24 protein-coding genes and 1 pseudogene are annotated in these 25,617 nt (G+C 60.5%); 13 read left to right on the top strand and 12 right to left on the bottom strand.

Annotated features, from left to right (window positions below):
• Positions 1-55: 55 nt before the first annotated feature.
• Positions 56-859 (bottom strand): tRNA pseudouridine(38-40) synthase TruA, encoded by an 804-nt coding sequence (gene truA / locus BRA42_RS02235; RefSeq protein WP_292408643.1) that lies wholly within the window; start codon positions 857-859, stop codon positions 56-58.
• Entirely contained in the window at positions 856-1,521 is a 666-nt protein-coding gene (locus BRA42_RS02230) for a PHP domain-containing protein (protein WP_292408640.1), read from the bottom strand. Before BRA42_RS02230 ends, truA begins: the two co-directional genes overlap by 4 nt.
• A gap of 43 nt (positions 1,522-1,564) precedes the next feature.
• Between BRA42_RS02230 and BRA42_RS02225 the strand changes: the two genes are divergently transcribed.
• From BRA42_RS02225 to BRA42_RS02200, 6 genes are all read left to right on the top strand, one after another.
• Positions 1,565-2,989, top strand: a complete 1,425-nt coding sequence (locus BRA42_RS02225) for a dihydropteroate synthase-like protein (RefSeq protein WP_292408637.1) — start codon at positions 1,565-1,567, stop codon at positions 2,987-2,989.
• A 188-nt stretch (positions 2,990-3,177) separates the two neighbouring features.
• Positions 3,178-3,966: a fasciclin domain-containing protein gene (locus tag BRA42_RS02220; protein ID WP_342685967.1), complete on the top strand. Its 789-nt coding sequence runs from the start codon at positions 3,178-3,180 to the stop codon at positions 3,964-3,966.
• Positions 3,967-4,061: 95 nt separating this feature from the next.
• On the top strand, positions 4,062-4,433 hold the full coding sequence (locus tag BRA42_RS02215; protein ID WP_342685968.1) for a Mov34/MPN/PAD-1 family protein: 372 nt from the start codon (positions 4,062-4,064) through the stop codon (positions 4,431-4,433).
• Positions 4,430-4,882, top strand: a complete 453-nt coding sequence (locus BRA42_RS02210) for an FAD synthase (RefSeq protein WP_292408631.1) — start codon at positions 4,430-4,432, stop codon at positions 4,880-4,882. Before BRA42_RS02215 ends, BRA42_RS02210 begins: the two co-directional genes overlap by 4 nt.
• A 49-nt stretch (positions 4,883-4,931) precedes the next feature.
• Positions 4,932-5,612 carry a small multi-drug export protein gene (locus BRA42_RS02205; protein ID WP_342685969.1) on the top strand — a complete coding sequence of 227 codons (681 nt, stop codon included), beginning with the start codon at positions 4,932-4,934 and terminating at the stop codon, positions 5,610-5,612.
• Between the two features lie 289 nt (positions 5,613-5,901).
• Positions 5,902-7,386 (top strand): PAS domain-containing protein, encoded by a 1,485-nt coding sequence (locus BRA42_RS02200; RefSeq protein WP_292408625.1) that lies wholly within the window; start codon positions 5,902-5,904, stop codon positions 7,384-7,386.
• 11 nt (positions 7,387-7,397) lie between these two features.
• On the opposite strand, the gene BRA42_RS02195 is transcribed toward BRA42_RS02200, so the two are convergent.
• Entirely contained in the window at positions 7,398-8,081 is a 684-nt protein-coding gene (locus tag BRA42_RS02195; RefSeq protein WP_292408622.1) for a M48 family metallopeptidase, read from the bottom strand.
• Between the two features lie 126 nt (positions 8,082-8,207).
• Here BRA42_RS02195 and BRA42_RS02190 point away from each other — a divergent pair, with 126 nt between their 5' ends.
• Positions 8,208-8,801: a hypothetical protein gene (locus BRA42_RS02190; RefSeq protein WP_292408619.1), complete on the top strand. Its 594-nt coding sequence runs from the start codon at positions 8,208-8,210 to the stop codon at positions 8,799-8,801.
• Between the two features lie 21 nt (positions 8,802-8,822).
• On the opposite strand, the gene BRA42_RS02185 is transcribed toward BRA42_RS02190, so the two are convergent.
• Entirely contained in the window at positions 8,823-9,266 is a 444-nt protein-coding gene (locus BRA42_RS02185; protein WP_292408617.1) for a DUF61 family protein, read from the bottom strand.
• Positions 9,267-9,783: 517 nt separating this feature from the next.
• Between BRA42_RS02185 and BRA42_RS02180 the strand changes: the two genes are divergently transcribed.
• Complete coding sequence (locus tag BRA42_RS02180) at positions 9,784-11,289, top strand: glutamine synthetase family protein (protein ID WP_342685970.1); 1,506 nt, start codon at positions 9,784-9,786, stop codon at positions 11,287-11,289.
• 117 nt (positions 11,290-11,406) lie between these two features.
• On the top strand, positions 11,407-11,721 hold the full coding sequence (locus BRA42_RS02175) for a hypothetical protein (RefSeq protein WP_292408611.1): 315 nt from the start codon (positions 11,407-11,409) through the stop codon (positions 11,719-11,721).
• Positions 11,722-11,866: 145 nt separating this feature from the next.
• On the opposite strand, the gene BRA42_RS02170 is transcribed toward BRA42_RS02175, so the two are convergent.
• Positions 11,867-12,502 carry a VTT domain-containing protein gene (locus BRA42_RS02170; RefSeq protein ID WP_342771033.1) on the bottom strand — a complete coding sequence of 212 codons (636 nt, stop codon included), beginning with the start codon at positions 12,500-12,502 and terminating at the stop codon, positions 11,867-11,869.
• Positions 12,503-12,682: 180 nt separating this feature from the next.
• On the opposite strand from BRA42_RS02170, the gene BRA42_RS02165 reads away from it, so the two are divergent.
• Positions 12,683-13,255, top strand: a complete 573-nt coding sequence (locus BRA42_RS02165; protein ID WP_292408604.1) for a methylated-DNA--[protein]-cysteine S-methyltransferase — start codon at positions 12,683-12,685, stop codon at positions 13,253-13,255.
• 110 nt (positions 13,256-13,365) lie between these two features.
• Complete coding sequence (locus tag BRA42_RS02160) at positions 13,366-14,058, top strand: lactate utilization protein (protein WP_292408601.1); 693 nt, start codon at positions 13,366-13,368, stop codon at positions 14,056-14,058.
• A gap of 409 nt (positions 14,059-14,467) precedes the next feature.
• On the opposite strand, the gene BRA42_RS02155 is transcribed toward BRA42_RS02160, so the two are convergent.
• Together BRA42_RS02155 and BRA42_RS02150 are read right to left on the bottom strand one after the other, a co-directional pair.
• Positions 14,468-16,138 (bottom strand): M28 family metallopeptidase, encoded by a 1,671-nt coding sequence (locus BRA42_RS02155; RefSeq protein WP_342770836.1) that lies wholly within the window; start codon positions 16,136-16,138, stop codon positions 14,468-14,470.
• 14 nt (positions 16,139-16,152) lie between these two features.
• The gene (locus tag BRA42_RS02150) at positions 16,153-16,647 is read right to left on the bottom strand and encodes a hypothetical protein (protein ID WP_342770837.1); all 495 of its coding nucleotides are present in this window, start codon (positions 16,645-16,647) and stop codon (positions 16,153-16,155) included.
• A gap of 549 nt (positions 16,648-17,196) precedes the next feature.
• Here BRA42_RS02150 and BRA42_RS02145 point away from each other — a divergent pair.
• Complete coding sequence (locus tag BRA42_RS02145) at positions 17,197-18,012, top strand: mechanosensitive ion channel family protein (RefSeq protein ID WP_292408592.1); 816 nt, start codon at positions 17,197-17,199, stop codon at positions 18,010-18,012.
• A 76-nt stretch (positions 18,013-18,088) separates the two neighbouring features.
• Here the strand turns inward: BRA42_RS02145 and BRA42_RS02140 are convergent, their stop codons facing one another.
• The 3 genes from BRA42_RS02140 to BRA42_RS02130 form a co-directional block, all read right to left on the bottom strand.
• Positions 18,089-19,558 (bottom strand): RNB domain-containing ribonuclease, encoded by a 1,470-nt coding sequence (locus BRA42_RS02140; RefSeq protein WP_342771032.1) that lies wholly within the window; start codon positions 19,556-19,558, stop codon positions 18,089-18,091.
• A gap of 65 nt (positions 19,559-19,623) precedes the next feature.
• Positions 19,624-20,460 (bottom strand): class I SAM-dependent methyltransferase, encoded by an 837-nt coding sequence (locus BRA42_RS02135; protein WP_292408585.1) that lies wholly within the window; start codon positions 20,458-20,460, stop codon positions 19,624-19,626.
• Between the two features lie 82 nt (positions 20,461-20,542).
• Positions 20,543-21,799, bottom strand: coding sequence for a diadenylate cyclase (locus BRA42_RS02130; RefSeq protein WP_292408582.1), 1,257 nt, complete (start codon positions 21,797-21,799; stop codon positions 20,543-20,545).
• Positions 21,800-22,469: 670 nt separating this feature from the next.
• Between BRA42_RS02130 and BRA42_RS02125 the strand changes: the two genes are divergently transcribed.
• On the top strand, positions 22,470-23,501 hold the full coding sequence (locus BRA42_RS02125; protein ID WP_292408580.1) for an inorganic phosphate transporter: 1,032 nt from the start codon (positions 22,470-22,472) through the stop codon (positions 23,499-23,501).
• A 604-nt stretch (positions 23,502-24,105) separates the two neighbouring features.
• On the opposite strand, the gene BRA42_RS02120 is transcribed toward BRA42_RS02125, so the two are convergent.
• The gene (locus BRA42_RS02120; protein WP_342770840.1) at positions 24,106-25,470 is read right to left on the bottom strand and encodes a PFL family protein; all 1,365 of its coding nucleotides are present in this window, start codon (positions 25,468-25,470) and stop codon (positions 24,106-24,108) included.
• 9 nt (positions 25,471-25,479) lie between these two features.
• Positions 25,480-25,617, bottom strand: a pseudogene (locus BRA42_RS02115) (ACT domain-containing protein); the annotation flags it as partial.

Here is a 25,617-nt window from a genome sequence, read left to right as displayed (position 1 = left end):
TCGGGAATGTTCGGGCGTCGGATACACCGCAGCTCGAAAGGCCGGCAGACAGCGGTCATTCCGGCAGTCTCTCTTCGGGTGTAAGGCGTGCGGACACCTCCGCCATGATCATGGCGCGACGATAACGGTCGGCGAGATATCGGCGACTCTTTTCATCAACCGGGAGCGGTGTAAAGGAGACTCCGCAGTCGACCTCCCAGAGGACTAATCCCCCGGGTGGAGCTGCAGGGAGCCCCCGTCCCGCCGGTTCCTCGAGGAGCCGGGCAATCTCTCCGGCATTCGCTTCGCCCTTCCCCACCCGTTCCAGCGCCGTCGCCATACACCGAACCATATTCCAGAGGAAACTCTCTCCTGTCACCTCGAAGACGACGAAGGGCCCGTCCTCATAGACCTCTGCCGTGACGATCGTTCGCTCCGGATTCCGGTCGCCGACGCGTGCAAACGACGAAAAGTTGCGTCGGCCGACGAACTCCCGGGCCGCTTCATGCATGGCCGCGGTGTCGCCCGGAGCGGGGAAGAAGTAGTAGCGGTAGGTTCTTGCTACGGCGCTGTATCGCGGGTGGAACCCGTCCGGCACCCCGGTCCATCCCGTGCACCAGATGTCCTCCGGGAGCACCCGGTTCAGTACCGCGACCGCCCGATCCGGTTTATCGGTCGTGAAGGAGCAGACCTGACTCCGGGCGTGCACCCCGCGATCGGTGCGGCCGGCGGTGACGAAGTGTGCCTCCCGCCAGTCGTCGAAGAGTTCGAGGCGCCTGCATGCCGCAACGAACTCGCCCTCCACGGTACGGAGCCCCGGCTGCATCTGCGAGCCGAAAAAGCAATCCCCGAAGTAGGAGTAGCGAAACGCCAGGTTCATCGATGTACCGTTCGTCGTATCCTGCGAAGAGCGCCCTTGATGGACTGACGGGTGTAGGTGCGGAGCGGGGTCATCCTCCCTCCCGCCATCGTCCGCCCTTCCCGGATCGCAGAGAGGATGGAGGCCACATCCGGCTCGGCCGTGACGTACGTGACCCCGAACCCGACGTACCGGGCATTGTGGGCGTCGCTCCCGGCAACGCCGGGCTTCCCGAACTTCCGTGCAGCGACTGCGGCCTTCCGGTTCGCCGATCCCGTTATATAGCGGCTGTTGAAGACCTCTACCGCGTCAACCGCTCCGATACTGGCCGCAAGCCTCCTCCCGACGCCGTGGCGCCAGCGGTGGTAGGGATGCGGGAGGATCAGGAGAGCGCCCCGGTCCCGGGCCAGGGCGACGGTCTCGAAGAAGTCGAGCCCTGGCGGCAGGGGTTCCGCGACCCCGAGGGCGAGGAGATGGCCCTGTTTCGTCGAGATCTCGATGCCCGGGATCACGGTCACGGAGGTCTTGCACTGCAGGGCATGGCGGGCCCCCTCCACGGTATCATGATCGGTGATCGCAATGGCGTCGAGACCGACCGCCTCCGCCCGCCGGAGGATCTCCTCCACACTGCTCTCTCCGTCTTTGGAGAACCTGGTGTGGACATGCAGATCACAACGCAACATAAGATCAGAATATTTGTCATCCGCTGAATAATAAGTGAAGTGTATGCGCATTCTTCTCCCGACCGGATCGGAAACGATCGCAATCGTGAAGGCGGCGGCCGAGCGATTCAGCGACCGCTACGAGATTGATGTGGCGGTCATCGGTCATATCGCGTCGTTCCTCGCGCCGGGCGACCTCAGGAGGCTGCTTACCGGCGGCACCTACGATATGGCAATCGTCCCGGGGATGTGCACCGCATCCTTTGCCGAGGTCGAACGCGAGACCGGCGTCCCCATCTACCGGGGCCCGCGGCACGCGGCCGATCTCCCGCTGGTTCTTTCAGTGCTCGACAGCGTCCGGCTCTCGAAGACCGTCCCGGCCGATGACTTCCTTACGGAAACGCGCCGTGAGGAGGCCTGCCGACGGGTTGCGCTCCGGGAGGCGGAGGCGGACGCCGATTTCATCATCCGGGGCCTGAAGATTGGCGGCGGTTCGCGGATGAAGGTGCTTGCGGAGATCATGGACGCGCACAAGCGGGATGATATCCTCGCTGACGTCCGGCAATTCTTCGCCGACGGCGCCGATATCGTGGACCTCGGGTTCGGGTTCGACGCCACCCCCGACGACGTTGCGCGCTGTTTTTCGGCCCTTACGGGGGTAGAAGGTCCCCTTGCGGTCGATACGCAGGACCCGCTCCTCATCGCAGCGTCGCTCTTCCGGGCGGACCTGGTGCTCTCCCTGCACGAGGGGAACATCCCCCTTGTCGCGGCGGCGGTCGCGGATGCCGGGGCGGCCGCGGTCGTGGTGCCGCGCGAACGGACGCTTTTAGAGAACCTGGCGGCCGCAGCAAAAGCCGGGATCTCCCGGCTGATCGCCGACCCCCTTCTCCAGCCGGCGGGGTCCGGGCTCGTCGACTCCCTCTCCCGGTTCCCGGAGGCCCCGCGTCCGCTCTTTTTCGGGGCGGGAAACGTCGTGGAACTGCTGGACGCCGATTCCCCCGGGGCGAACGCCCTGCTCGCGGGGATGGCGTACGAGGTCGGCGCCGCTATCGTCTTCACAAGCGAGCACAGCGATAAAACCAGGGGATCGGTGGCGGAGATGCGGCGGGCGACGGAGATGATGTCCCTCATGACCGGCCGCCCGTATCCCAAAGACCTGGGGCTCGACCTCCTGGTCCTGAAAGAGAAGCGCCGGCGGCGGGAACCTCCGCTGGAGTACGACAACATCACGGATGCCCGCCCCGCCCCGGACGAGATCGTCTACGACCCGCTCGGGTGCATCCGCATCGGCATCGAGGGAGACTGTATCGTTGCGGTACACCGGGGTCGCGCCGTGCGGGGCAGGTGCTGGGAAGACGTCTTCCATACGCTCCTCCAGAACGGAAGTATCTCCCGGCTCGACCACGCCGCCTACCTCGGAAAAGAACTCTTCAAGGCGGAGCTTGCCATCCGGTTCGGGAGAAGTTTCGAACAGGACGGGCCGTTCTGAGCGGCCGCGCATATTCATAGCAGCGGGTGCCGGCTCCAGTCCGGAGTTCCGAACCGCATTATATAATAATATTTATATATTCAAGAGTCCATTCAATCTGCCCGCGGCAGCGGTGAGCAGTGCCGAACTGTTCGAGGCGGGTGTCATCAGGACCCCCGGCCAGGGTTCGTAAACGTGGGTGAGACAATATGAGACGAACTCTTGTTCTATTCGGGTTCGCAACGGCGCTGATCGTCGGCATCGCCGCCCTGCCGGTCCTGGCGGCGGCAGACGCCGACGTTGATATCCCGGGAGGATTGTATTATCCTCCCTCGCTCACGGTCGAAGGCAACGCGAAAATAACCTGGACGAACCATGACATCGTAAGCCATAGCGTCACCAGCGCGGGAGGGCTCTTTGACTCCGGGCCGATCGAGCAGAATGCGACGTTCAACCACACGTTCGCCGATACAGGGACCTATCCGTACGGCTGTACGTTCAACGCTTCGACGCAGCGGACGCCCATGCAGGGCGTCGTCATCGTCGTTCCTGAGGGGATGATGGTCGATCCAGGTGGGAACGTAACCCCGGGGGAGGAGCCGGCGAACACGACGCTGACCGATCTGGTTGCCGGGGAAGGGAACCTGACCGCCTTTGCAGGCTCCGTCGAAAAAGCCAGACTTGCGAAGACCGTGCTCTCTAACGACACCGAGGTGCTGGACGCGCTGATCCTGCACCACATTGTGAGAGGAAACCACACCACAGAAGATCTGACTGCGTTCGCCTCCGCCGTCGGAAACGAGACCGTTCTTGAGACGCTCTCCGGCGACAATCTCACCGTCGGGACGGCTGGCGGCACCCTCACGCTAGGGAATGCCACCGTTGTCGCGTCCAACATCACGGCAGCGAACGGCATCGTCCACATTATCGATACGGTTCTCGTGCCGCCGGAAAATGCGACCCCGGCAGCCACGCCGGAGGAACCGGTCACTCCTTAACGATCCCCTGTTTTCCCGGGTCCCGACGCGTCGGTGCAGAGAATTCTATGCCGACGCGAGGGCTTATGTTCCCTTCTCCCCAACTATTCTGGAGAATGGCTATACACGGGATCAGCAGGGATCTACTTGGGATACTCTTCGAACTCGGGCGGGAACATCATCCGAACGAGTTCATTGCCGTGTTGCGGGAGCGGGACGGCATTATCCGGGACCTTGACCTGGTGCCGGGTACTACCGTCGGGGAAGAGAGCGCCTCATTCTTCGTCGATATGCTCCCGCTGGACGTCCACCAGGCCGGCAGCGCCCATAGTCATCCGAACGGCGTCCTCTCGCCGTCGCCCGCAGATCTCAGGTTCTTTCCCACGGTGGGCCGGTATCATATCATCGTCGGGTATCCCTACGGCAAAAGAGACTGGCGGTGTTATCGGGCGGACGGCAGCGTGACAACCCTCGAGGTGGTCGAATGATCCGCGTGGTTGCAACGGGGACGTTCGATATCCTGCATCCCGGACACCTCTATTACCTCGAAGAATCACGGAGGCTCGGCGATGAACTCTTCGTGATCGTGGCGCGGGACGCGAACGTGAAGCATAAGCCACGGCCGATCCTCCCGGAAGATCAACGGGTCCGGATGGTCCGGGCATTAAAACCGGTCGACCATGCGCTCCTCGGGGACCTGCATGACATGTTCAGGCCTATCGCCGAGATCCGGCCCGACATCATCACGCTCGGGTTTAATCAGCACTTCGACGAGGAGGACCTCCAAAAGAGGCTCCGGGACCGTGAGCTTGACGCAGAAGTCGTCCGGATATCCGGGTACCCCGGTTCGCTTGCCAGTTCATCGAAGATCGTCGAGCATATCTTCAGGACCCGGGCCCCCTTCCCTCCCGCCGACCCTGCTCGCGAGGGGGAGTGATCCCGGGTCATCGGAAACGCGGGGACTCTCCCGCAGGTGACGGCGGTTCATGCGGCGGATTGATGCATGGGGCGATGACGAGATCGATGCCCGGCCGAGCTGGCTGAAGGTCTCGGTCCCTTTTCTGCTCTGCGGGGCATTTCTTGCCGTAGTGTGGTTTTTCCTGCCGGCGGAGCAGTGGCTTTTCCTCGTCGGGATGCTGGTCGCCTATGTCGTTCCGCCGCTCGGCCGGGAGACGATCATCCCGGCCTGCATCCTTTTCGGGGTCCCCTGGTGGCTTGCCGCATTTTCCCTGGCGTTTCTGGACTTCGCCGGCGGGCTCTTCATGGCCTGGAACTTTCCCCTGATCCTGCGCCTCCCCTACTTCGGCCCCTGGGTCCGGCGGTTTATGGAGGCAGGTCGGACGTTCCTTGACCGGCGGCCATGGCTTGAGCGGCTCTATTTCGTCGGCCTCATTGCTTTTGTGAGCCTCCCCTTCGACGGGTCGGGGAGCATCGTCGGCTCCATCGTCGGGAGGATGCTCGGCATGACGAAGACGGAGGTTCTCTCCTGCATCACCGTCGGCGGCCTCATCGGCAGTTTTACCATCGCTCTCGGTATCGACTGTGTTCTCAATCTCTTTCCGACAAGAGCCGGGCTCTGGATATCTCTCGCTATCTTCCTTTCGATCGGCATCGCGCTCCTCCTGATGTACCGGAGTTATTCCCGGGGACGAGAGGTTGACACCTGATATCGCACGGGATAGATGACCCTCTGCAGTCTTCTCGTCGACGCGAGTGAAAACAAAAATTATATATCTGACACCGGGGATTGATCAACCTAACCGGTTCGGGTTTCTCCGGAACTGCAGGGATAGCTCTGTTTTGCTGCCCCGGGACGATCAGAAAATGGCTCCGCATACCTCGGATCGTTCGTCTTTCGACGAGCTTATGCAACGTAATGGCGTTCAGGACTGTCGGAGAGGAGACGATTCGTTCGTCGGGGGGGTTCAGCCCGCCACCCCGGGTGTAACTGCTGCGATGCTGAGGCAGGTCATCGAGACCTCGCTCTCCGGGATCTGCATTGCCGACCGTGAAGGGCGTATAATCTTCGCCAACGCTTCGTTGCTTGCGATGTGGAGGTACGATCTGCGGGAGATCGTCGGACAACCCGTGGGCCTCCTCTGGCTCTCCCGGGACGGGGGGCTGGACTGTATCGGCTGTGTTCTCTCCACCGGGCGTTGGAACGGGACGGTCGCTGCCCGGCGGAGGGATTCAACGATCTTTTATGCCCGGATGGCGGTCAGCACGGTCTGTGACCCCGAGACCGCCGATCTCTGGTTTCTCGTCTCCTGTGTTGAAGGTTCCGTGCAGGGGAAGGTGGAGGATGCATCCGGACATCGCCACAACCTTGAAGGAGCCGTCGCGGCGATGCCTGCACGCTTTATGGACCCGACCGAGATCGATCCGGCTATTGACGCCTCGCTTGAGAGCCTCGGGCGTGCGTGCGGTGCTTCGCGGGGCTACCTCTCGCTTTTCAACGACTCCCGGACACTCATTGGTACGACGCATGAATGGTGCATGCCGGAGCAAAAACCCCATCGGGGGGAGTTTCAGAAGTTCCTTACGCGTGACCTACCCTGGTGGATCGCGCAGATCCTTGAGGACCGGACGGTCTATGTGGATGGAACGTCCGGAGATGGGCGGCTGCGCAGGGAGGAGCGCGATTTCCTGAAGCGGCACGGCGCTACCGCGACGCTGATGCTTCCCCTCCGCATGAGCGGGGCGGTCGTCGGCTTCGTCGGATTTGATCGGAACACCGACAACGCCCGGTTCGCAGACGAGGATGTCGTGCTCCTCGCTGCGGGAGTCAATATCATCGCAAGCGCGCTCGATCGGAAGCAATCCGAGTACCTTTTTCGGGAGTCGGAGGACCTTTACCAGATCGTCCTTGACGCCATCACCGATACCGTCATCGTCGTCGATACCGGGCTCACCCTCCTTCTCGCAAACGACGCTTTCATCGCCTGGTGCGAGGAACTCGGCCTCGCAACGGACGTCGTCGGAAAGAACCTCTTCATGGTCCTGCCGTTCCTTCCTCCCTCTGCGCGGCAGCAGTACGAGCGGGTCGTGCGGACCGGGCGGCCGCTGACATCGGAGCGCTCTCTCAAACTCGGTGACCGAACCGTGTTCCTCCGGGAGATGCGAATCCCGATCTTCGAGGGCGGGGAGGTCGCGAAGGTCATAACCGTCTCCCGGGACATCACCGCCCAGAGGGAGGTTGAAGACCTGAAGGCGAAGGCCTACAGTCAGGTCGAGCGGAACATGGAGCAGTTCGCCCTGCTTGCCGATCATATCCGGAACCCGCTCCAGGCGATCATGGGGCATGCCGAGTTGATCAACGATGCCGACGCGACGGAGAAGATCCGGCAGCAGATACAGCGGATCAACGGGATCATCGACCAGCTCGATGATCGGTGGGCGGAGTCGAGAAAACTCTCCCTGTTCTGGCGAAAATATTCCTGATGCCGTCCCGCTCAATTCCTGTTCCCGAGCGAATTCCAGACTCTGTTTCGTTCGAGGATGACCCAGTAGCGCCGCAGTTCGGCCTCCGCCGCCCGATAGTCGGGGTAATGGTCGCCGACGAGAAGCCAGAACCGCTTCGAGTGGTTCCGCTCGCGGAGGTGGGCCGCCTCGTGGACGATGATGTATTCCCGCAAGGGGTCGGGAAGGGCTATGGCCCGGAGGTTGACGTTGAGGTTCCCGAGCGACGAGCAACTCCCCCACCGGGTCTTTTGGGCCTTTATCGCAATACGCCCCGGCCCCTGCCCGGTAAGGTCCGGGTAGGCCTTCAGGCGGTCCCCGACATCCTCCCGCAGCATCCGGGCAAGGCATCTCCGGAGGCCGGGGGCCGGCGGGCAGGTGACGCTGCCGGAAGCATCGTCGACCGCGAACCGGGCGCCCGGGACCGGGCGGTAGAACCGTCCGCGCAGGAGGAGCAGGTCCTCCTTTCCGTGCCCTTCGGCGGCGAGACTGTCAAGTTCTTTGCGTCGTTCTTCGATCCAGGCCGCGTTCTTCTGCAGGAATTCCGTGACGTCGAATGACGGCGGTGCGACCACCCGCAGGGTCCCGTCGGGCCGCACCTGGAGCCGTGCGGCCCGCACGGCCTTCCGGACGATGGTTGCGACGGCCGGGGCGCTTCCCCTCTCTCCCCGATTCATGGGATCAGTACTGGGACGGCAGTGAGAAAAACCCACGCGATCCGAAGCGCATCTTTACTTGATAGCGACAAAGAGTTATTGCAGGGCTCCCGTTCGAGCGCTCGATCGGGTGCAAGGGTGACAATCATGAGCGAGAAAGAACTCAAGATCGGCGATATTGCGCGCCTCGCCGGGGTCTCCGAGCAGGATGCCCGGACACTCGTCCAGACCTACGACAGTCTCTTTACCTATCGGACCATCGGCCCGGTCAAACTCTTCCCGCAGAAAGCGGTCAAAACTGTCCGGGATCTCGTGGAACTCTCCGGATCTGGCCTCACTCGCGATGAAGTCGCAGAGGAGATCCGCTCCGGCGGGAAGCCGGCCGCACCGGAGGAGCCCGCGGGCGAGGTCGACCGAACCGGTACCTCTCTTTCGCCCGAGGTGGTGATCGATCTCAGGGTGATGCGGGATACGCTGGCCCGGCAGGAACGTCGGATCCTGCGCCTGACTGAAGACCTCGAACGGGAACGTGACCTCCGGAAGGAGGAGAACGACCGATTTCGGGAGGTCGCCGGCCGTCTGCAGGAACGGCTCGACCGGCAGCAGAAAGAACTCGCGGTCGTCGCAGAATGGGTGGACTACTTCGACCGACAGATGGATGAGGTCTCCCGCCCCGCGCTTGAACGGGTCCGGCGGACCCTCGGGAGAAAGAGTCATCCGGGAGAGCCGGCCGGCCGCTGAACGTCCGGCCCCGCCCGTCGTCTAACGCATCATGATCTGCACGGCCGTCGGATACCGGTTCATGACGGCGTATACGAGCGGTTTCGCCATCCAGAGCCTTCCGCCCTGCATCCTCCGGAGGGGGCTGATCTCCTGGAGACACTGCAAGACCTGCACCGCAACTTCGTCCGCGAGGAAGAAACTATCCGGGACCGTGGAGTCGAAGTAAAAGATGATCGGAAGCCGTAATCGCCTCTGCAAGTCCCCCGGAAGGCCCTGCTCCAGCCGGAGCAAGACCTCACGGTCAAAGTCGTACCGGGTCCCCCCTTTCGTGACGGACGCGGGGTGTTCCTCCTGCAGGAGCCGGGAGAGGCGTTTTCGTTCCGCAACGACACCGTCGTTGATCCTGCCGATCTCCAGCCGCATCCATTTGAGAAGGGTCGATTCGTCGCTTGCTGAGGGTCGGTTCGGCATGTCTGCTCCCATGGTGATCGTCCCGGGGTTCGGGTACAATAGACCGGTCTATGCGATACAATATATATCTGCCCCCCTTCAGGGGTGGGTTGTCGACTGCTCGCAGAAGTCAATGATACCGGGCTCCGGCAGACAACATCCGACCTGCAAAGCATGAGGTCGTCCCAAAAAGATCTCCGAACCTTCGATACACCCTGAACGGAACACTTTCATCCAAATACCTACCCACAAATTTCACCCTGACCGCGGACAACCACACCTGTGAGTCGGACCATGTGCCCCGGGGTCAGGAGTTGTCCGACTGCGAGGAGCACGGTCCGGCTCATACCCGGTCGACGGTGTCGCCCGGGGTTTGGGTATGCCACAGAGGAACGCTCAACCTGGGCTCCCGGTGCGGGCTGACGTGGCAGAATTTCGGGAGAATGCTGAATGAACCTCCCTTTGTCGTCTGGAACAAGAGTTCACCCGTTGAGCCGGATGCGGAAAGGAGAACACGCATTTATACGGGCGGAGCCAACGTTATGAAAATATGAGAGATTCTGAACTCCAGATGAACCCACGCGATCTGATCCGTTTTCTCAAGAAAGACCCGGTAGAGTTTACCAAAGAGGATATCCTCCGGTTCTGCGAGGAAAACGGAATAAAGATGGTCAACTTCCGCTACGTCGCCGAGGATGGCAAGCTCAAGACCCTCAACTTCGTCATCTCCTCTAAGGAGCACCTTGACGCCATCCTCTCCGACGGGGAACGGGTCGACGGCAGCAACCTCTTTTCATTTATTGAGGCCGGGAGCAGTGACCTCTACGTGATCCCCCGCTACCGCACGGCTTTTGTGAACCCCTTTGCAGAAGCGCCGACACTTGAGTTCCTCTGCTCGTTCTACGACAGCGACGGAAAGCCCCTGAAGAGTGCGCCCGAGTACGTGCTCCGCAAGGCCGACGAGGAGTTTACCCGCCGCACCGGGTGCACCTTCAAGACCCTCGGAGAACTTGAGTATTACGTCATCTGTTCGCGGGACGACCTGTATCCCGGCCGCGACCAGAAGGGTTACCACTCGGCGGAGCCCTTTGTCAAGTTCTCGGGCCTGCGGGACGAGGCGATGCGTCTCGTCGCCCGTGCCGGCGGCAAGATCAAGTACGGCCACTCGGAGGTCGGATGCTTCTACAACGAGGACACCTACTACGAACAGCATGAGATCGAATTCTCGCCGATGCCGGCGGAGCAGGCGGTCGAGCAGTTGATCCTCGCCAAGTGGATTTTGCGGATGCTCGGCAACCAGTACGGCGTCGAGATCAGCTTCGCCCCGAAGATCACCGTAGGTAAGGCCGGGAGCGGCATGCATTTCCACATGCTCGTCGAGAAGGACGGCCAAAACCTGATGGTCGAGGACGGCAGGTTAAGCCCGTTCGCCCGGAAGATGATCGCCGGCATCCTTGATGCCGCCGACGCCCTGACGGCGTTCGGGAACACCATCCCGACGTCCTACCTCCGCCTTGTCCCCCACCAGGAGGCGCCGACGACGATCTGCTGGGGCGACCGCAACCGCTCGGTCGTGGTCCGCGTGCCCCTCGGATGGATCGGCGCGGACGATATGGCCCGCGACGCCAACCCCGGCGAGACCGGACGCCGCGAGGAACGGCCGTCGAAGCAGACGGTTGAGTACCGGGTCGGCGACGGTTCGGCCGATCCCTACCTGCTCGTTGCCGGCCTCATCGCGGCGGCTCTCCGCGGTATCGAGATGCCTGGCGCGCTTGAGATGGCTGAGCGGCTCTACGTCAGCGGGAACATCTTCCGGCCCGAGTTTAAGGAGCGTCTCGCTGAGTTCCGGCAGCTCCCCGCTTCCTGTGTTGAGTCCGCCGAAGCGCTTGAGGCAAAACGGACGATCTTCGAGGAAAACGGGGTTTTCCCGGCAGGCATGATCGACAGCCGGATCGCCTCTCTGAAGGCCTTCAATGACCGGGGGTTGAGCGAGAAACTCTACGGCGACAACGAAGCGATCCGGGAACTGGTCGGGCGGTATATTCACGTGGCGTGAGGGCCGGGGCAATCGGCTCTTTGAAAATTCTCTTTTTTTTGACGGCATATCAGCCGGGGGGCAAGTTATTATTAGGAGAAGACCCAGAAGAGTTGGCTCCCGGGAGGAGGAATCCATATGAAAGGCGAAGCAGAAGAAAGGATTGCGGAAGGATCGGGGCCGGTAACCTTTACGTGCTACCGCATCACCCCCGGCGAAGGGGAGGATACCCCAAAGGAGGATATGAACACCTACAGCATCGTGGTGCTGCTCCCCGACGGGGACGTCAAGCATCAGATTGTCTGGGCGCGGGCCCCCGAGGATATCAGCGACGCTATCAGGGTCCCCTCCGGCTCACGGGTGATCATGACTGAGATGAAGAGCCCCCTTGTCTGGGACAGCGAGGAGGTTGGAGCGGAGGAGACGGTCGCGGAGGCCGCACCGGCCTCCTGACCTCTTCGTAAGATAGCGAAGAGGGAAAAAGGCTTTTTTTGAGCGGGCGGGGGGAGGACTGACGCATCCTCCCCGGCACCGGTCGCTAAAACCCCGGATTTCGCTGGCCGCGACGCAAAAAAAACAAGTTCTTCCGAAACGGGTATTACAGTTTTCTGACATCGAAGATCATGGAGGCCACCCCGATCAGAGAGACGCCGATGATGACGAATATGACGATGTTGATGTTTTCGGAGATGATAGGAATATTCCCGAAGAAAAACCCCGCGAGAACGAAACTCAAAACCCACAATACTCCGCCCACTACGTTAAACGCAAGAAACCTGGGGTAGTGCATCTTTCCTGTCCCTGCCAGGAACGGCGCCAGAGTCCGGACAAACGGAACGAATCTGGCGATAATTATGGCTTTTCCTCCATACTTTTCGAAGAACAACTCCGTCTTCTCAATATGATGTTGTTTGACGAAAGGGATGCCTCTTGAGAGAACCCGGGTGCCGAACAGTCTTCCTATCGAGTAATTCAACGTATCTCCTGCAATCGCCGCCAGCATCAGCAGAGCGAGGGAAAGCAGGATGCTGAGGTCCCCCTGTGCGGCAATTGTACCTACGAGGAAGAGAAGCGAATCACCCGGAAGGTAGGGGGTGACGACAACCCCCGTCTCAAAAAATACTATGAGGAAGAGAAAGAGGTACACGTATACCCCGTACTCCTCTATAACAAGAGGCAGGAAGGTATCGAAGTGTATGATTATATCGATGAGATTTCCTATCTGTTCAAGCATCCACCCTCTGTTTGTGCCGGTACCATATATTTGCTGTGTCAACGGGACCCTATTCCGGTCGCGGCGATTTCAGAGCAGTCAGGATCGTCCGGGCCACCCACAATATCGAGAAGAGGTTCATTCCCGGACCGATCGACCTTCCGACCGCAAGTGAGATAGAAACCGCGGTACACTCTGATCATGGATCGATCCATTGGTGATCGGCCCGATGCGATGCCGGCGGTCATTGAGATCGCGACACGGTTCGGCCCGGTCCGCCTCATCCTGTCTCTTTCCGGGTCGAAAGTGCAGAGAATCCTCCTCCCCGGCGACCCCCGGGCCGATGCGGTGCCGAACGCGGACCTGCCTTCCGGCAAGGAGCCCCGGGATAACGGCATCAGGGCGTTGATCGCCGGGATACAGTCTTTCCTTAGGGGAAACGATGTGCGGTTCGATATCGATCTCCTCGACCTTGATCGGTGTCCGCCCTTCCAGCGGCGCGTGCTCCTTGCCGAATACGGCATACCCCGGGGTTACGTCAGTACCTACGGGCGCATCGCCCGACACCTCGGGAACCCCGGCGCTGCCCGGGCGGTCGGCAACGCGCTTGCCGGGAACCCGTTTCCCCTCGTCATCCCCTGCCACCGCGCCCTGCGAACGGACGGGCGGCCTGGCGGGTTTCAGGGCGGGCTTGCTATGAAACAAAGGCTGCTCGAGATGGAGGGGGTCAGGTTCCGGGACGGACGGGCGATCATGGACCGGATGTGGTACTAAAACTGCCCCCTGCGGGTCCCTGATAAGAGGCTGGTTACCTCTCCTCTGTGACCCGCCCCGGAGGTATAGGTATATGTGAGATCGCATCCATCTACGCACCAGGTGATCGAATGGAAAATGTTTCCCGGCAGACGGCAAAAAATACGGAGTACAGCGCGGGCAACCTGTTGAAGGATGCTGGAGTTGATGCCGGACGGTGGAGCCGGATACCGGACGACGCGACGCTTAAAAAGACAATTTCGGCGGTCGAGGAGCGGAATATCCGGGTGATCGTCGCGGAGACGGCTGAGGATGCCCTCCGGGCCGTCGTCGACCTGCTGCCAGAAGGGGCCGAGGTCATGAACGGCTACTCGACGACCCTGATCGAGATCGGGTTCGACCAGGCGCTCAAGGAGAACCCGAAGGGATGGCGGGACTATCACGCGGTCATCACCGCCGAGAACGACGAAGAGAAGCGGCACGCGCTCCGCCGAAAAAGCGTAGCCGCCGATTATTTCCTCTCCGGGGTGCAGGCTATCGCCGCGTCGGGCGAGATCGTCGGGTGCGACAAGACCGGAAGCCGGACGGGAGCGTGGCCCCATGCGGCGGCTCACCTCATCCTCGTCTCCGGGGTGAACAAGATCGTGCCGACGTTCGAAGAAGCGCTCCGGCGGTGCCGGGAATACGCCCTGCCCCTCGAAGAGCAGCGTGCACAGCGCGCCTACGGCATGGGAAGTTACATCGGCAAGCAGGTGGTCCTCGATCACGAAGATACCGACGGGAGGGCAACCCTGGTCCTGATCCGGGACCGGCTCGGGTATTGAATCCGGCCGCCCCCCGCGGGCGGCGCCTTTGCGGCAGGCGTATGCCCGGTTTATCCCTTTTTCGGAAGAGGGAAACCGTATTCCCTATTCTTCCTGATTTCCGGGCTTTGTTGAAACCCCACCTGTTTGTTTCGGATGGCCACAATCAGGGTTACTCCGGGGCACGGTTTTCCACCGGGTCTCACCATGACTGCCCCCGCTTCAAGGGGCGGGAGAGGAGGCCGGAGGCCGGGCGGGGTGGGGGTTGCAGGATAGTCTTATGAGATTGAGACAGGGGAGGGGGTCCCCCCCTCCCCGTCAGCCCCACCCCCAATGGCGATAGTCACCACGGTCCACTGTATGAAGACTTGCCCGAGAAAAAGGCCGATCCGGGGGACAAGCTTGGCCCGGGCATTGTTTCAAAAAGATATCAGCCCCGTCTCTTCCTGTACACCACAATAAGGGCGAGGGCAAGGACGAGCGCACCGCCGCCGACGAATAACTCCGACGATATCCCCTTTGGCCCGGGTTCATAGAAGGGGTTGTTATTCGGAGGAAACTCGAATGATTCTCCCAGTACGCTTCTGATAATAAAAGTCGTCTCATCGCTCCCGACGACTTCGCCGTCCTCTCCGTATGCCACGATCCCGTAGGTGTGGTTGCCCGGCGTGAGGTGGAAAGAGTTCTTTGAAGAGAGATTTGCGACCCTGATCCCGTCGACGAAACCGGCGACTGCGGCAACCCCTTCGGGCCTCTCGATCAGGTAGACGAGAGAATGAATGCAGCCAACCCTTTTTTTCAGGCCCATGGTCTCAATATCCTCCTGCGAGCGTTTTCCCCAGATTGCGATCCCGACATTGTTCTTTGCCGCAACCGGGAAGTCGAGATCTCTTCCCTCTGCGGTGAGATGTATCTTCTGCCGGTTGCCTGCCGGGTCATAGCCGACGATCTGCACTTCGTGGGCGCCCGGGACATACCGTACCGGTCCCCAGAGAGGGTTTTCAAGGCGGTCATAGCCATTCACCTCTGTGGTGTGGATGCCCTGGGGCAGGGAAACCGAACCCGACGGGCAGGGGCCGAGGTTCTGGCCGTCGACGATCACCTCATAGGTGAGGTCTTCCGGGGAGTCGTAATAGACGGTCCCGTTCTCCACCCGGGCCGCATATTCAGGAGGCGTCAGGTCGCCGGTGTCTTCCACCCAAGAGATTGCACCGGCCACCGCCCCGGCGCACTCGGCGGCGAGGGTGTAGTTGAGCCTTTCAGGACGGTCTTCCGGTGTATCCCAGATTATGTCATGGTTTCCCCAGTCGACCATCCGGAGCGCCGGGAGGTGCCGTTCCTGAAAATTGACCTCGTCTCCCACCGAACTCATATCGCCGAAGTCGCGCTCATATGTGATGCTCTCGCTCTCGGGGAGCCACTCGTAGAGCCATCGGTGCTGGGGAAGGGCGCGCGCTCTGAGAGAATCGCCGTATGCCACGCAGTCGAGGTTGACGGCGGCGATGATCTCGTCGTGGCGGTCTTCGTGCGCGTCCAGCCACCGTTTACTCCCGAACAGCCCCACATCCTCGCCGGAGAAGGCGATGAAGTAGATGGTCCGGTCCGGATCCTCGTCCTTTAGGAGGCGGGCAATTTCCAGCATCGAGGCGACGCCGGCGGCGTTGTCGTCGGCGCCCGGATACACCTCACCGGGGAGTTCAGGGGCGGCGGTGTCGTAGTGAGCGGAGATGATCACGGTCTGGTTGCTCTTCCCTTCCTTCACCCCGATCACGTTGGAGCCGATGAGCACCGATTGTACTTCATAACCTCCCCCTCCTTTATACGTCGCGACCGGCACCTCGAAGGACTCGACGGTCACCGTAAGTCCGCGCTCGCGCATCTTTTCACCGATATACCCGGCCGCTTCTTCCTCGCTCCCCGTGAACCGCGAGAGATTGCAGAGGTCGCGGGTGACGGTCTCGATCTCGTCGGCGTCCGCGGTGAGTGCGGAGGTCGCGGGGACGAGGAGGATAAATAGAGCGAAGACAAAATAGAGCCTTTTTGTGGTGATTAATGTTTTTTCATGAGAGATACCCAAAAAAGGGGGAAGTTTTTGTTTCATCCAGGCATCTCCGGTCACTTAAATTTAATGTCGATTACATCGCTTGCTGACTCGGATCCTCCGCTACAAGAGATATCAAAGTGGAACACGTCACCAGGGCCGCTTGGCCTGAACGTATACTCGAGCGTTCCGTCCCAACTCTCGTCACCGCCTGGTGCGTCATAGATTTCTTTCTTGGCGAGTACTCTCCCACTTTCATCTTTCAAGAAGAATTTAGCGGTCTGCAACCACACATCGCCGGTCTCAATATACTCGCAGTTGACTATGAGCTTGTATGTTTGACCACTGACATATATGACATCGGGTGACTCGCCATTCGCGAAACAGGACATACCACCGGTTTCATCAACGATTAATGTTCCCGCATCGCGTATGTCCTCAGAGTTAACTCCATGAGAGTCGGTCTGCTCGCTCCCGGCACTCGCTGCAGGAACCAGGAACATCCCGACAAGGAGAAGTCCTGCTAAGACAGCGAGTACGCTTCTGTTTTTTCCTTTCATTTCTCTCACATTTCTCCTCCCCGAAGGCGCAGCACCGCAACAGTTATCTAGGTTGACGACCCATGCTACTATAATAACCTTCGGGCAAGTTGTTGGGGCGGGAGGCACTCCTGTTAAGTTCTCCAGTCCCAGCCGGACACCGGTTTAGGCATCCGCAGTTCAGGCTATGGTCTTTTATCTATATCAATCTATCGTGGCCCTCTTTTGGCTCTCGAAGAGATGGGAGCCTCTTTCTCGATACAATAAACCCATACCGTCTTGCGACTGAAAAAATCAGGCAACAACAGTGAAGACGCCCCAGAACGTCTTTACCGGGAGGGAGAGACCCCCGCGCACCTGACGGTGCCTAAGCTCCTTTTCGTCGCACCCACTCGAAACTCTTCGAGTTTCTCAAGCCCCCGCTCTACGACCGGTCGCTTTCTCGAAGACCTCCGGTCTTCTTAAACTCCTGCCGCCGGACCCCCGGCCAATCCGGCCACACCGATGGCGACGTTTCTTCCCCACGTTGTAGTATCGTATTATCTAATCGTGCGTGCCATTTTTTGGTATATGGAGATTATGGATATTCTCAATACCACGACCGTTCCGCTCTCCGATATCACGCTTGAAAAAGTCGTCCTCGCCGCGATCATCGCCGTGATCGGGTGGATTGTGGTGCGAGTGCTCATTTCCGCCTTTACGAAAGCACTCTCCCGGGCCTCAAACCTGCCCGGTCTGGTCCTCGAGTTTCTCGTCCGCTTCTTTGCGATCCTGCTCTACGTGGTCCTCGTCCTCGTCGTCCTCGCGACGCTCGGAATGGACGTCTCTTCCGTGGTGCTCGGGCTCTCGGCAGTGATCGGACTCATCCTCGGCTTCGGCCTGCAGGATACCATCACCAACCTCGCTGCCGGGGTCTGGGTGGCGGCCATCCGCCCCATCGACAAGGGGGAGTTCGTCGAGGTCAACGGCATCTCCGGAACGGTCACCGCGGTCGGGATCATGGCGACCGAGCTCCTGAAAGCCGACAACACCTATATCACCATCCCGAACTCCCTTGTCTGGGGGAGCCCGGTGATCAATTCCAGCCGCATGGACACCCGCCGCGTTGAGGTCAAGGTCAGGATCGCCTACGACAGCGACCTCAACCTGGCGATCAGGGTCGCCACCGACCTGATGGCGGCCCATGAGGCGGTGCTCTCCTCCCCGGGACCCGCGGTCGTCGTCACGGAACTGGGAGAATCGTCAATACACCTCGCCCTCCGGGCGTGGACAAAGACACCCGACGCCGGGCGGGTGAAGGGGGACCTGACCCGCGACATCGTCGGGATGTTCAAGGAGGCCGGCGTTGAGATCCCCCTTCCGCAGATGGACGTCCACCTGAACGGGACGGAATGATCTCCATCATCTGTGATTGTCTGGTCAGGGCCCCCTCCTTGACGAAGGGTCGAAAGGGGAGAGACTCTCCTCTTCCTCACCCGATACGCTCAAAGTCGATGAAGCCCTTGTACGGGTCGGTCGCGAGCAGGCGGACCCGGACCCGCCGTCCGACCCGGAGCCCCTGGTCACCCAGAACGACCTTCCCTTCGGCCGGGGGGTCGATCAGCCTGACATACGTCCCCTTCTCCGAGGCGCCGGTGACGAACGCCTCGAACGTATCGCCGATCCGGTCCCGGAGCATGACTGCGGCCGCCGCCTTCCGGGCGAAGCGTTCGACCTTCTGGGACGCTTTGTCCCGGTCGGTCAGCCGGACGGCGAGGTCGTCGAGTTCGGCGGGCGTGTAGGGTGACGCACGTTCGGCGTCGAGGACCGATTTAATCAGACGCTGGATGATGATATCGACGTAGCGCCGGTTCGGGGCGGTGCCGTGGGTGTAGTCGGTGACGGCGAGGGCGAAGTGACCGACGGGGATACCTCCCGGCCGGAACGCCACGTATTCGCCCGCTCCCATGAGTTTTACCACCGTAAGCGAGAGGTCGGGGAAGCGATCGGGGTCGGCGGCCTTCTGCCGGATGAGGAAGCGCGTGAGCGCTTCTGCGTTCGGTTCGGCGGGCAGGACCGCACCACGCTCCGCCGCCTCCCTCACGATCCCCTCCCAGTTCTTCGGCGTGCGGACGACCCGGTGGATCATGGGGAGCCCGGCATCGCCCAGAAACGCCGTCACGGTGCCGTTCGCCGCGATCATGAACTCCTCGATCAGGCACCGCGCGCGGTTCTGCTGCTGGACGACGAGACCCATGACCCGACCGTCCGCCACAACCGGCTCGGCTTCAATCGTCTCGAGGGCGAGCGCCCCCTGCTCCGTGCGGCGCTTCTTCATACGCACGGCAGCCTCGTCCTGGAAGAGGACCTGCTCCCGGAGGCCCGGTGTCTCCCGGATCGCCCGGGGAACGGGCCCGATCCCCTCCAGCCAGTCGCCGACCTCCTCGTAGACGAGTTTCGCCCGGTTCGCGACGATTGCCCGGTAGATCTCGCCGGGCCTCACGCTTCCGTCCGGGAGAACGGCATACTCGATGACGACCGCCATGTGCTCCCGGCCGGGCAGGAGCGAGGTGATGCCCGCCGAGAGACGGTCGGGCAGCATCGGGAAGGTCGTAACGCCGGTATAGACCGAGGTCCCGTTATGGGCGGCGTGCCGATCCGTCCGCGACCCCTTCGGGACGTAGGCGTCGACATCGGCGATCGCGACCCGGACCCGGATCTCCCCGCCGGGACCTCCCTCGCAGACCTCTATCTGGTCGAGGTCCCGTGAGTCGTAGTTGTCGATAGACGACCAGAGGAGCGACCGGAGGTCGCGGCGGTCGCTGGAGATCGCCGGAAGGGTGTCGGCAGCGAGAGAGTTGACTTCCCGGAGGACGGAAGGCGGGAACGCCGGGATAAAACCGTAGTGTTCCATTGCCGACCACGCGATGGCCTCGAGGTCGACGGGCTGCTGGTTCTGCATCTGACTGATACCTTTGTTTCAGGGCATATATATGAGCCAGGGTGCGGGACGACCGCTGCCGACGCTCACCGGTCTTTCGTCCACCAGATCGCCGCGGTCGGCCTTACGGATGCTTCGACGTACTTCCCGGATTCGTTCCGGGAGAGCACATGCGCGAAGTACTCCCGGACGGGAGCGAGGGCTTCCGGAGCGGGATCGTGCATCCCCATCCAGGTCCGGGCGGCCTCGTCAACGGAGTCGTAGACCGCCTCCCAGACGGCGCGATAGATCCGGACGTTCGGGTAGATCCCGGCGTCGTGAAGGATGTTGACGGGATAGATGTAGTCCGGATATCCCTTCCGCAGGGCCGCCGCCTCCCCGAAGACCGTCCGGTACAGCGCCATCTCTTCAGGGCTCCGCCACTCGCCCGCGTGCCAGAAGAGGTAGACCCCCCGGAGAGCCGCAGCGTCGAGTTTCCGCAGGGCGGCGGCGAGATCGTAGAATCCGAGCGAGAACGCCGCAACGACCACGTCGTGCGGCTCGATATCCCTGCCGACCACGGCGTCCTCCCAGCGCATCCGGACGCATGAGTAGTTCGAGAGCTCTTCCGTCGCCATCTGTTCCTGCAGAACGGCAAGCATGCCTCCCGAAGGATCGAGCGCCGTCACGTGGGCGGCGGTGCGGGCAATCGGGACGGCAAGCCTTCCCGTCCCCGCACCTACGTCAAGGACGGTCTCGCCGGGTGCGAGATCCAGAATCCCGAGTTCCTGCTCCGTCGCCTGCTTCTCGTCGCGGGTGACCCGCCGGTAGGCGGCGGCCCGCCTGTCCCAGACAGCGGCAGGATCGTGCTCTTTCTGGAGGCGCTCCGGGGAGTTCACATAGATAGCCTTCCAGAGTTCGTTCCAGTCGATGATCCGATACATGCACATTCATCTCTCTGCAAGGGTATAGTTCCAGCCAATCCCTCTCGAACCGGCCGGTCGCCGTCTTCCCGGGACGCTCGATCTACGGCCAGATTGTATACAGGATCTTCCCGCCTTTGAACAGGGTGATCAGACCGCCGCTCTGTGAGACCACAACCCCAAGAGCGTTGGTTGACTGGGTGATCCCGGCGATTGAGGAGTGCCGCGAACCGAGCCCTTCGGGAATGTCCACGCGACTTGTTTCCACCGTGATGTACCGCCCTGCCGCTTCGACGGTGCCGTCCCCCCTGACGATGAACGCACCGTCCAGCTGGGCAAATTCTTTGATGTTGCCACGGATTCTACTGTCCGTTATCTGCCGCTCGGCCGGACTGAGTCCCTGGAACGGGTTTAAGACGAACTGCCGCGAGTGATCCAATACGGCATCGGTGTCCCCCACCACAAACGAAGTCCCGACTGCCTGCCCTTCTCTTCCCTCGCGGGCCATGTCGATGGCGATCTGCAGGACCGAACCAAGAACCGCCGGCGTGACATCGGTTCCGGAACAGATCCGCTCCAGATCTTCAGCAGACGGTAGATTCTTTGAGGAAGAGCCGGTTATTTGCGTGATCCCGCCTGCTTTTGCAGCGCACCGGGCTTCTCTCTCCCAGGTGTTCGCCGTCTCGAGGTATTTCGAATGCCTCCTCCCGGAGAATTTTCCAGCCAGTGTTCTGAGCAGATGGGCACAGATGTAAGCGCTTGCCGCTGCAGTGGTCATGTCTCTTCGCTCCATCGCCTGATGATAGAGGTCCTCCTGTATTGCCACCGCCCTTAAGAGATCGGAGACCGTTGCCTGCTCCCCTCTCCGCCACATAATTCGCATAACAATCCCTCCCAGCGCCACGACAACGACGGCGGTGACAAGGATGATGATGAATATGGTGAGGTTTTCCTCCGGGGGCGGGGTCGATAGAGCCGGCGTAATCGGCCCCCGATCATCCGCATTGAGCTCCAGGGAAAGTGCTTTGGCGATTGATTGTCCGTCCGACTGTTTTCCCGTGACATTTACCGTGAAGAGTCCCGTTTTCGAGTACTGGTGGGTTGCAGGGAGATCCGGATACTCGGTGATGTTTCCGTCGCCCCAGTCGAGACTGACCGACGTGATGGTCACTCCTGGCGATACGGGATTGAGGTTCCCGTTTATCGTTACATTCTGTCCATCGATCACCGGATCGAGAAGCGTGAGAACCGGCGCTCCTGCCGGTAGCATGGGGTTTGTCGAGTTCAGGATGTCGCCCCATATAGAAGGCGTTGGCTGTGTTGCTTCCGCACCGACCGCACCGGGCAGTACAGCAAGCATCAGACTCAACGCAATAAGAATCAGCCATATTCTGGAGGAGGAATATAATACTCTATGCATGGCAATGTGCTCGATCCCTACAGAATATCAAGATCTATTGCTATTAAAAATCGTTGCCCCGAAAACGGGGGCGCTGCCGCTGATCTCCGGGAACGGGGAAAGATATTCGCCTGTTTCGCGGACTCTCCTGACCGATACCCGTCTCCCGGCGCACCCCTTGACGGATACGCATCGGTGGGCCCCCCGTAGGGGCAGCGCTCCGTTTTCTTTGCCGGAACGAAAAAGAGCAGGGGTCCGCCGTCGACCCCCTGCAGACGCGGTGGAGCGCCGCGGTCACCGGGCCGAGATATAAATCTTCATGCATAGAGCCGTGATCGTGGCGATCTCATGAGGGGGGAGGTATGCCGATGATCGGCAGGCGTCCGCTGCGCTCGCCTGCAAAGATGCTTGAAGAATGTGTTTTTGGGCCGTTCGGGAACGCCCGGCCGCTCCTGTTTCAGATGAACACCCCCTCGTTCCCGGGAGGGAGAACTCGCGCGAGAAATCGTTAAGAAACTATAGTATGGGCCTCCGGGTCTGTATTTACGTGTCCGTCCCTGTAGCAGCCTATATTTTATAGCGAGAATTGATATGCTCAATGCAGGATTACCAGTAACTAACTGGTCCTACAATGCTTGACTTTACCGTGCTCCTCATTGTGGGCATAATTATCATCGCACTTTTCTTTGATTTTACAAATGGTTTTCATGATTCGGCAAATTCCATCTCGACCGTCGTCTCGACGAAGGTTCTCTCTCCGAGAAACGCCGTGCTCTTTGCCGCGTTCTTCAATTTTATCGCGGCTTTCGGATTCGGTGTCGCGGTTGCAAGCACCATCAGCAATATCATCCAGCTCGATTATGTCGAAACCTCTATCATCCCCTATATTGTTCTCTGCGGTCTCGTCGGGGCGGTTGTCTGGAACCTCATGACCTGGTACCTCGGTCTGCCGACGTCTTCGTCGCATGCGCTCATCGGGGGCCTGATGGGCGGGGGCATAGCCGCAGCCGGTATTGCGGCAATTAAGATTTCGACCGTCGAAATCATCGTCATTTTCATGGTTCTGTCGCCTATCATCGGGCTTCTCATGGGCTTACTGTTCATGACCGCAGTGGTTCGGGCTTCCGGGGGCTCTCCCCGACCGGCGGCCGAACGACACTTCAAGCGCCTTCAGCTTCTATCAGCGGCGGCGTACAGTTTCAGCCACGGGACCAACGATGCGCAGAAAACGATGGGGATTATTACTCCGCTCCTCTTTTCCATCGGCTATTACGGAACGAGCGTCGACCCGAACCACCTGCCGGTCCCGCTCTGGGTGATCCTTTCCGCGCACGCGGCAATTGCGCTCGGTACGTTCTTCGGGGGATGGCGCATCGTGAAGACGATGGGCTACGGTATCACAAGGCTCCGCCCGGTCCACGGATTCGCGGCGGAGACGGCAGGCGCGGCGACAATCATCGGGGCTTCCCTCGCGGGAATTCCGGTGAGCACGACGCATATCATCTCTTCTTCAATCATGGGCGTCGGCGTTACTAAAGGAGCGCGATTCGTGAAGTGGGGCGTTGCGCGCCGGATCGTCGCGGCGTGGATCCTCACGATACCGATCAGTGCGTTGATCGGGTTTCTGGCGTTCCTGGCACTTCGTCTGGTGCTGGGGGTGTGACCGTCCTTCTCCGCCGGTTGTCCGGTGCAGCGACCCGTTACGGCGTCTGCTGGACGATTGTCCACGAAGATGCCGGCCGGATCTTCAATGATGAAATGTTTCGGGCCCCATACCTCCTTTGTATACGAAAAGACGATCTTTAGCCCTCCACCTGTATTGCTACTGTACTCTCTTTTGGCATCCTCTACGTCGTAGGTGATGATGATGCCCTTTCCGTTATACGCATCGCGGAGAAACCGGGGCTGGTTGGAGAGGTCCGGTTTCATGAACCCGAGCTTCGATGCCGCTTGCGTGCTTCAGCTGTATGTACCAGTCGGGCCTCAAAGCCCTGCATCTCTCAAGTTCCGGCGTGACGGCGATAGGATATTGTGCGGCTACATCTATCGGCTGCATATCAGATTCCTCCGTCAGTTCTTGTCCTCCCGACACAATTCCTCAATGAAAAAAAGTCTGTTAGGACCAGAACGCCGCAGGCAATCCCTATCCGACCGTCAAGAACGGCGGGAAGTAGCGGTTCAAGGTCGGTGCGTTCTGTCGTGCTCGATGGCAGATGCGGGGTGCGCCGCCGGAGTCGGGAGAAAAAAGGACCGGATATTCCTGGAAATCAGTTCTTAAAACTGTGGATCGGTGCGGGAATCCGTCCGCCACGGTTTATGAAGTCCCCGCAACCGAATCTGTTTACCCCCTGTACCGGTGCATGCCCGAGCAGTCCGCCGAACTCGACGGTGTCGCCGACGTCCTTTCCTATCACCGGAATCAGCCGGACGGCGGTCGTCTTCTGGTTGATCATCCCGATTGCAGCCTCATCCGCGATTATGCCGGATATTGTCGAAGCGGGTGTGTCGCCGGGAATTGCAATCATATCGAGGCCGACCGAGCATACGCAGGTCATCGCCTCGAGTTTTTCGAGAGTGAGGGCCCCGCGGTTCACCGCATCGATCATCCCCTGGTCCTCGCTGACCGGGATGAATGCCCCCGAAAGCCCGCCGACAAAGGAGCTCGCCATAATCCCTCCCTTCTTCACCTGATCGTTTAAGAGGGCGAGTGCGGCCGTCGTCCCCGGTGCACCGACCGATTCGAGCCCCATCTCCTCGAGGATCGCGGCGACGCTGTCCCCGACGGAGGGCGTGGGGGCAAGAGAGAGATCCACGATCCCGAACGGAATCCCGAGCCTCTCCGACGCCTCCTGGGCGACGAGCTGCCCTGCACGGGTGACCTTGAAGGCCGTCCTCTTGACCGTCTCGCAGAGGACCTCGAAGTTCTTGCCCCGGACGCCTTCGAGTGCGTGCTTGATGACTCCCGGGCCGCTTACCCCCACGTTGATGACCGCATCAGCCTCGGAAACACCGTGAAAAGCCCCGGCCATGAACGGGTTGTCGTCGGGGGCGTTGCAGAGGACGACCAGTTTCGTACAGCCAAGGGAGTTATTGTCCTTTGTCGCCCGGGCCGTCTCCCGCACGATCTCTCCCATCAGTTTGACGGCATCCATGTTGATTCCGGTCCTCGTCGAGCCGATATTCACCGAGCTGCAGACCCTCTCGGTCGAGGAGAGAGCCGCCGGGATCGAGCGGATGAGCGCTTCGTCGGACGGGGTCATCCCCTTTGAGACGATGGCCGAGTATCCCCCGAGGAAGTTGACCCCCGTATCCCGTGCGGCCCGATCAAGCGTCTTTGCAACCGTGACAAAATCCTCCGGGGACCTGCAGGCCCGTCCGCCGACGAGTGCGATGGGGGTTACGGATATTCTCGTGTTTACGATCGGAATTCCGTACTCGAGTTCGATCTCCCTCCCGGTTGAGACGAGGTCTCTGGCGAGCCGGGTGATCTTATCGTATATATTCCGGTTGAAGGCGCCGAGATCGGAGTCACAGCAGTCGAGAAGGCTGATGCCGAGCGTGATGGTTCTCACATCGAGCTTCTCCTGCTCGATCATCTTGTTCGTCTCGTTTACCTCGAGAATAGTGACCATAAATATTCCTCAGATACGGTGCATTTTTGTAAAAATGTCTTCCCGCTGGCACCGGATCTTAACGCCGATCTCATCGCCGAGAGCTTCGAGTTCGGTCACCATTTCGGCATACGGTTTTGTTGATCCGCTGGTATCGACGATCATCAT

It is taken from the genome of Methanoculleus sp. UBA374 (assembly GCA_002508705.1).
Taxonomy (GTDB): domain Archaea; phylum Halobacteriota; class Methanomicrobia; order Methanomicrobiales; family Methanoculleaceae; genus Methanoculleus; species Methanoculleus palmolei.
This window is presented reverse-complemented; position numbering and strand designations above follow the sequence as displayed.

What these genes read in the sequence shown, in the direction of transcription:
- BRA42_RS02130 (WP_292408582.1), bottom strand. Translation starts at nt 21,799, where the DNA reads ATGCTTGCTGTACTGCCCGGTGCGGTCGGTGCGGAAGCAACACAGCCA.
- BRA42_RS02220 (WP_342685967.1), top strand. Translation starts at nt 3,178, where the DNA reads ATGAGACGAACTCTTGTTCTATTCGGGTTCGCAACGGCGCTGATCGTC.
- BRA42_RS02190 (WP_292408619.1), top strand. Translation starts at nt 8,208, where the DNA reads ATGAGCGAGAAAGAACTCAAGATCGGCGATATTGCGCGCCTCGCCGGG.
- BRA42_RS02160 (WP_292408601.1), top strand. Translation starts at nt 13,366, where the DNA reads ATGGAAAATGTTTCCCGGCAGACGGCAAAAAATACGGAGTACAGCGCG.
- BRA42_RS02205 (WP_342685969.1), top strand. Translation starts at nt 4,932, where the DNA reads ATGCGGCGGATTGATGCATGGGGCGATGACGAGATCGATGCCCGGCCG.
- BRA42_RS02200 (WP_292408625.1), top strand. Translation starts at nt 5,902, where the DNA reads ATGCTGAGGCAGGTCATCGAGACCTCGCTCTCCGGGATCTGCATTGCC.
- BRA42_RS02140 (WP_342771032.1), bottom strand. Translation starts at nt 19,558, where the DNA reads ATGCAGAACCAGCAGCCCGTCGACCTCGAGGCCATCGCGTGGTCGGCA.
- BRA42_RS02195 (WP_292408622.1), bottom strand. Translation starts at nt 8,081, where the DNA reads ATGAATCGGGGAGAGAGGGGAAGCGCCCCGGCCGTCGCAACCATCGTC.
- BRA42_RS02215 (WP_342685968.1), top strand. Translation starts at nt 4,062, where the DNA reads ATGGCTATACACGGGATCAGCAGGGATCTACTTGGGATACTCTTCGAA.
- BRA42_RS02230 (WP_292408640.1), bottom strand. Translation starts at nt 1,521, where the DNA reads ATGTTGCGTTGTGATCTGCATGTCCACACCAGGTTCTCCAAAGACGGA.
- BRA42_RS02135 (WP_292408585.1), bottom strand. Translation starts at nt 20,460, where the DNA reads ATGTATCGGATCATCGACTGGAACGAACTCTGGAAGGCTATCTATGTG.
- BRA42_RS02155 (WP_342770836.1), bottom strand. Translation starts at nt 16,138, where the DNA reads ATGAAACAAAAACTTCCCCCTTTTTTGGGTATCTCTCATGAAAAAACA.
- BRA42_RS02165 (WP_292408604.1), top strand. Translation starts at nt 12,683, where the DNA reads ATGGATCGATCCATTGGTGATCGGCCCGATGCGATGCCGGCGGTCATT.
- truA (WP_292408643.1), bottom strand. Translation starts at nt 859, where the DNA reads ATGAACCTGGCGTTTCGCTACTCCTACTTCGGGGATTGCTTTTTCGGC.
- BRA42_RS02170 (WP_342771033.1), bottom strand. Translation starts at nt 12,502, where the DNA reads ATGCTTGAACAGATAGGAAATCTCATCGATATAATCATACACTTCGAT.
- BRA42_RS02180 (WP_342685970.1), top strand. Translation starts at nt 9,784, where the DNA reads ATGAGAGATTCTGAACTCCAGATGAACCCACGCGATCTGATCCGTTTT.
- BRA42_RS02145 (WP_292408592.1), top strand. Translation starts at nt 17,197, where the DNA reads ATGGATATTCTCAATACCACGACCGTTCCGCTCTCCGATATCACGCTT.
- BRA42_RS02120 (WP_342770840.1), bottom strand. Translation starts at nt 25,470, where the DNA reads ATGGTCACTATTCTCGAGGTAAACGAGACGAACAAGATGATCGAGCAG.
- BRA42_RS02175 (WP_292408611.1), top strand. Translation starts at nt 11,407, where the DNA reads ATGAAAGGCGAAGCAGAAGAAAGGATTGCGGAAGGATCGGGGCCGGTA.
- BRA42_RS02185 (WP_292408617.1), bottom strand. Translation starts at nt 9,266, where the DNA reads ATGGGAGCAGACATGCCGAACCGACCCTCAGCAAGCGACGAATCGACC.
- BRA42_RS02225 (WP_292408637.1), top strand. Translation starts at nt 1,565, where the DNA reads ATGCGCATTCTTCTCCCGACCGGATCGGAAACGATCGCAATCGTGAAG.
- BRA42_RS02210 (WP_292408631.1), top strand. Translation starts at nt 4,430, where the DNA reads ATGATCCGCGTGGTTGCAACGGGGACGTTCGATATCCTGCATCCCGGA.
- BRA42_RS02125 (WP_292408580.1), top strand. Translation starts at nt 22,470, where the DNA reads ATGCTTGACTTTACCGTGCTCCTCATTGTGGGCATAATTATCATCGCA.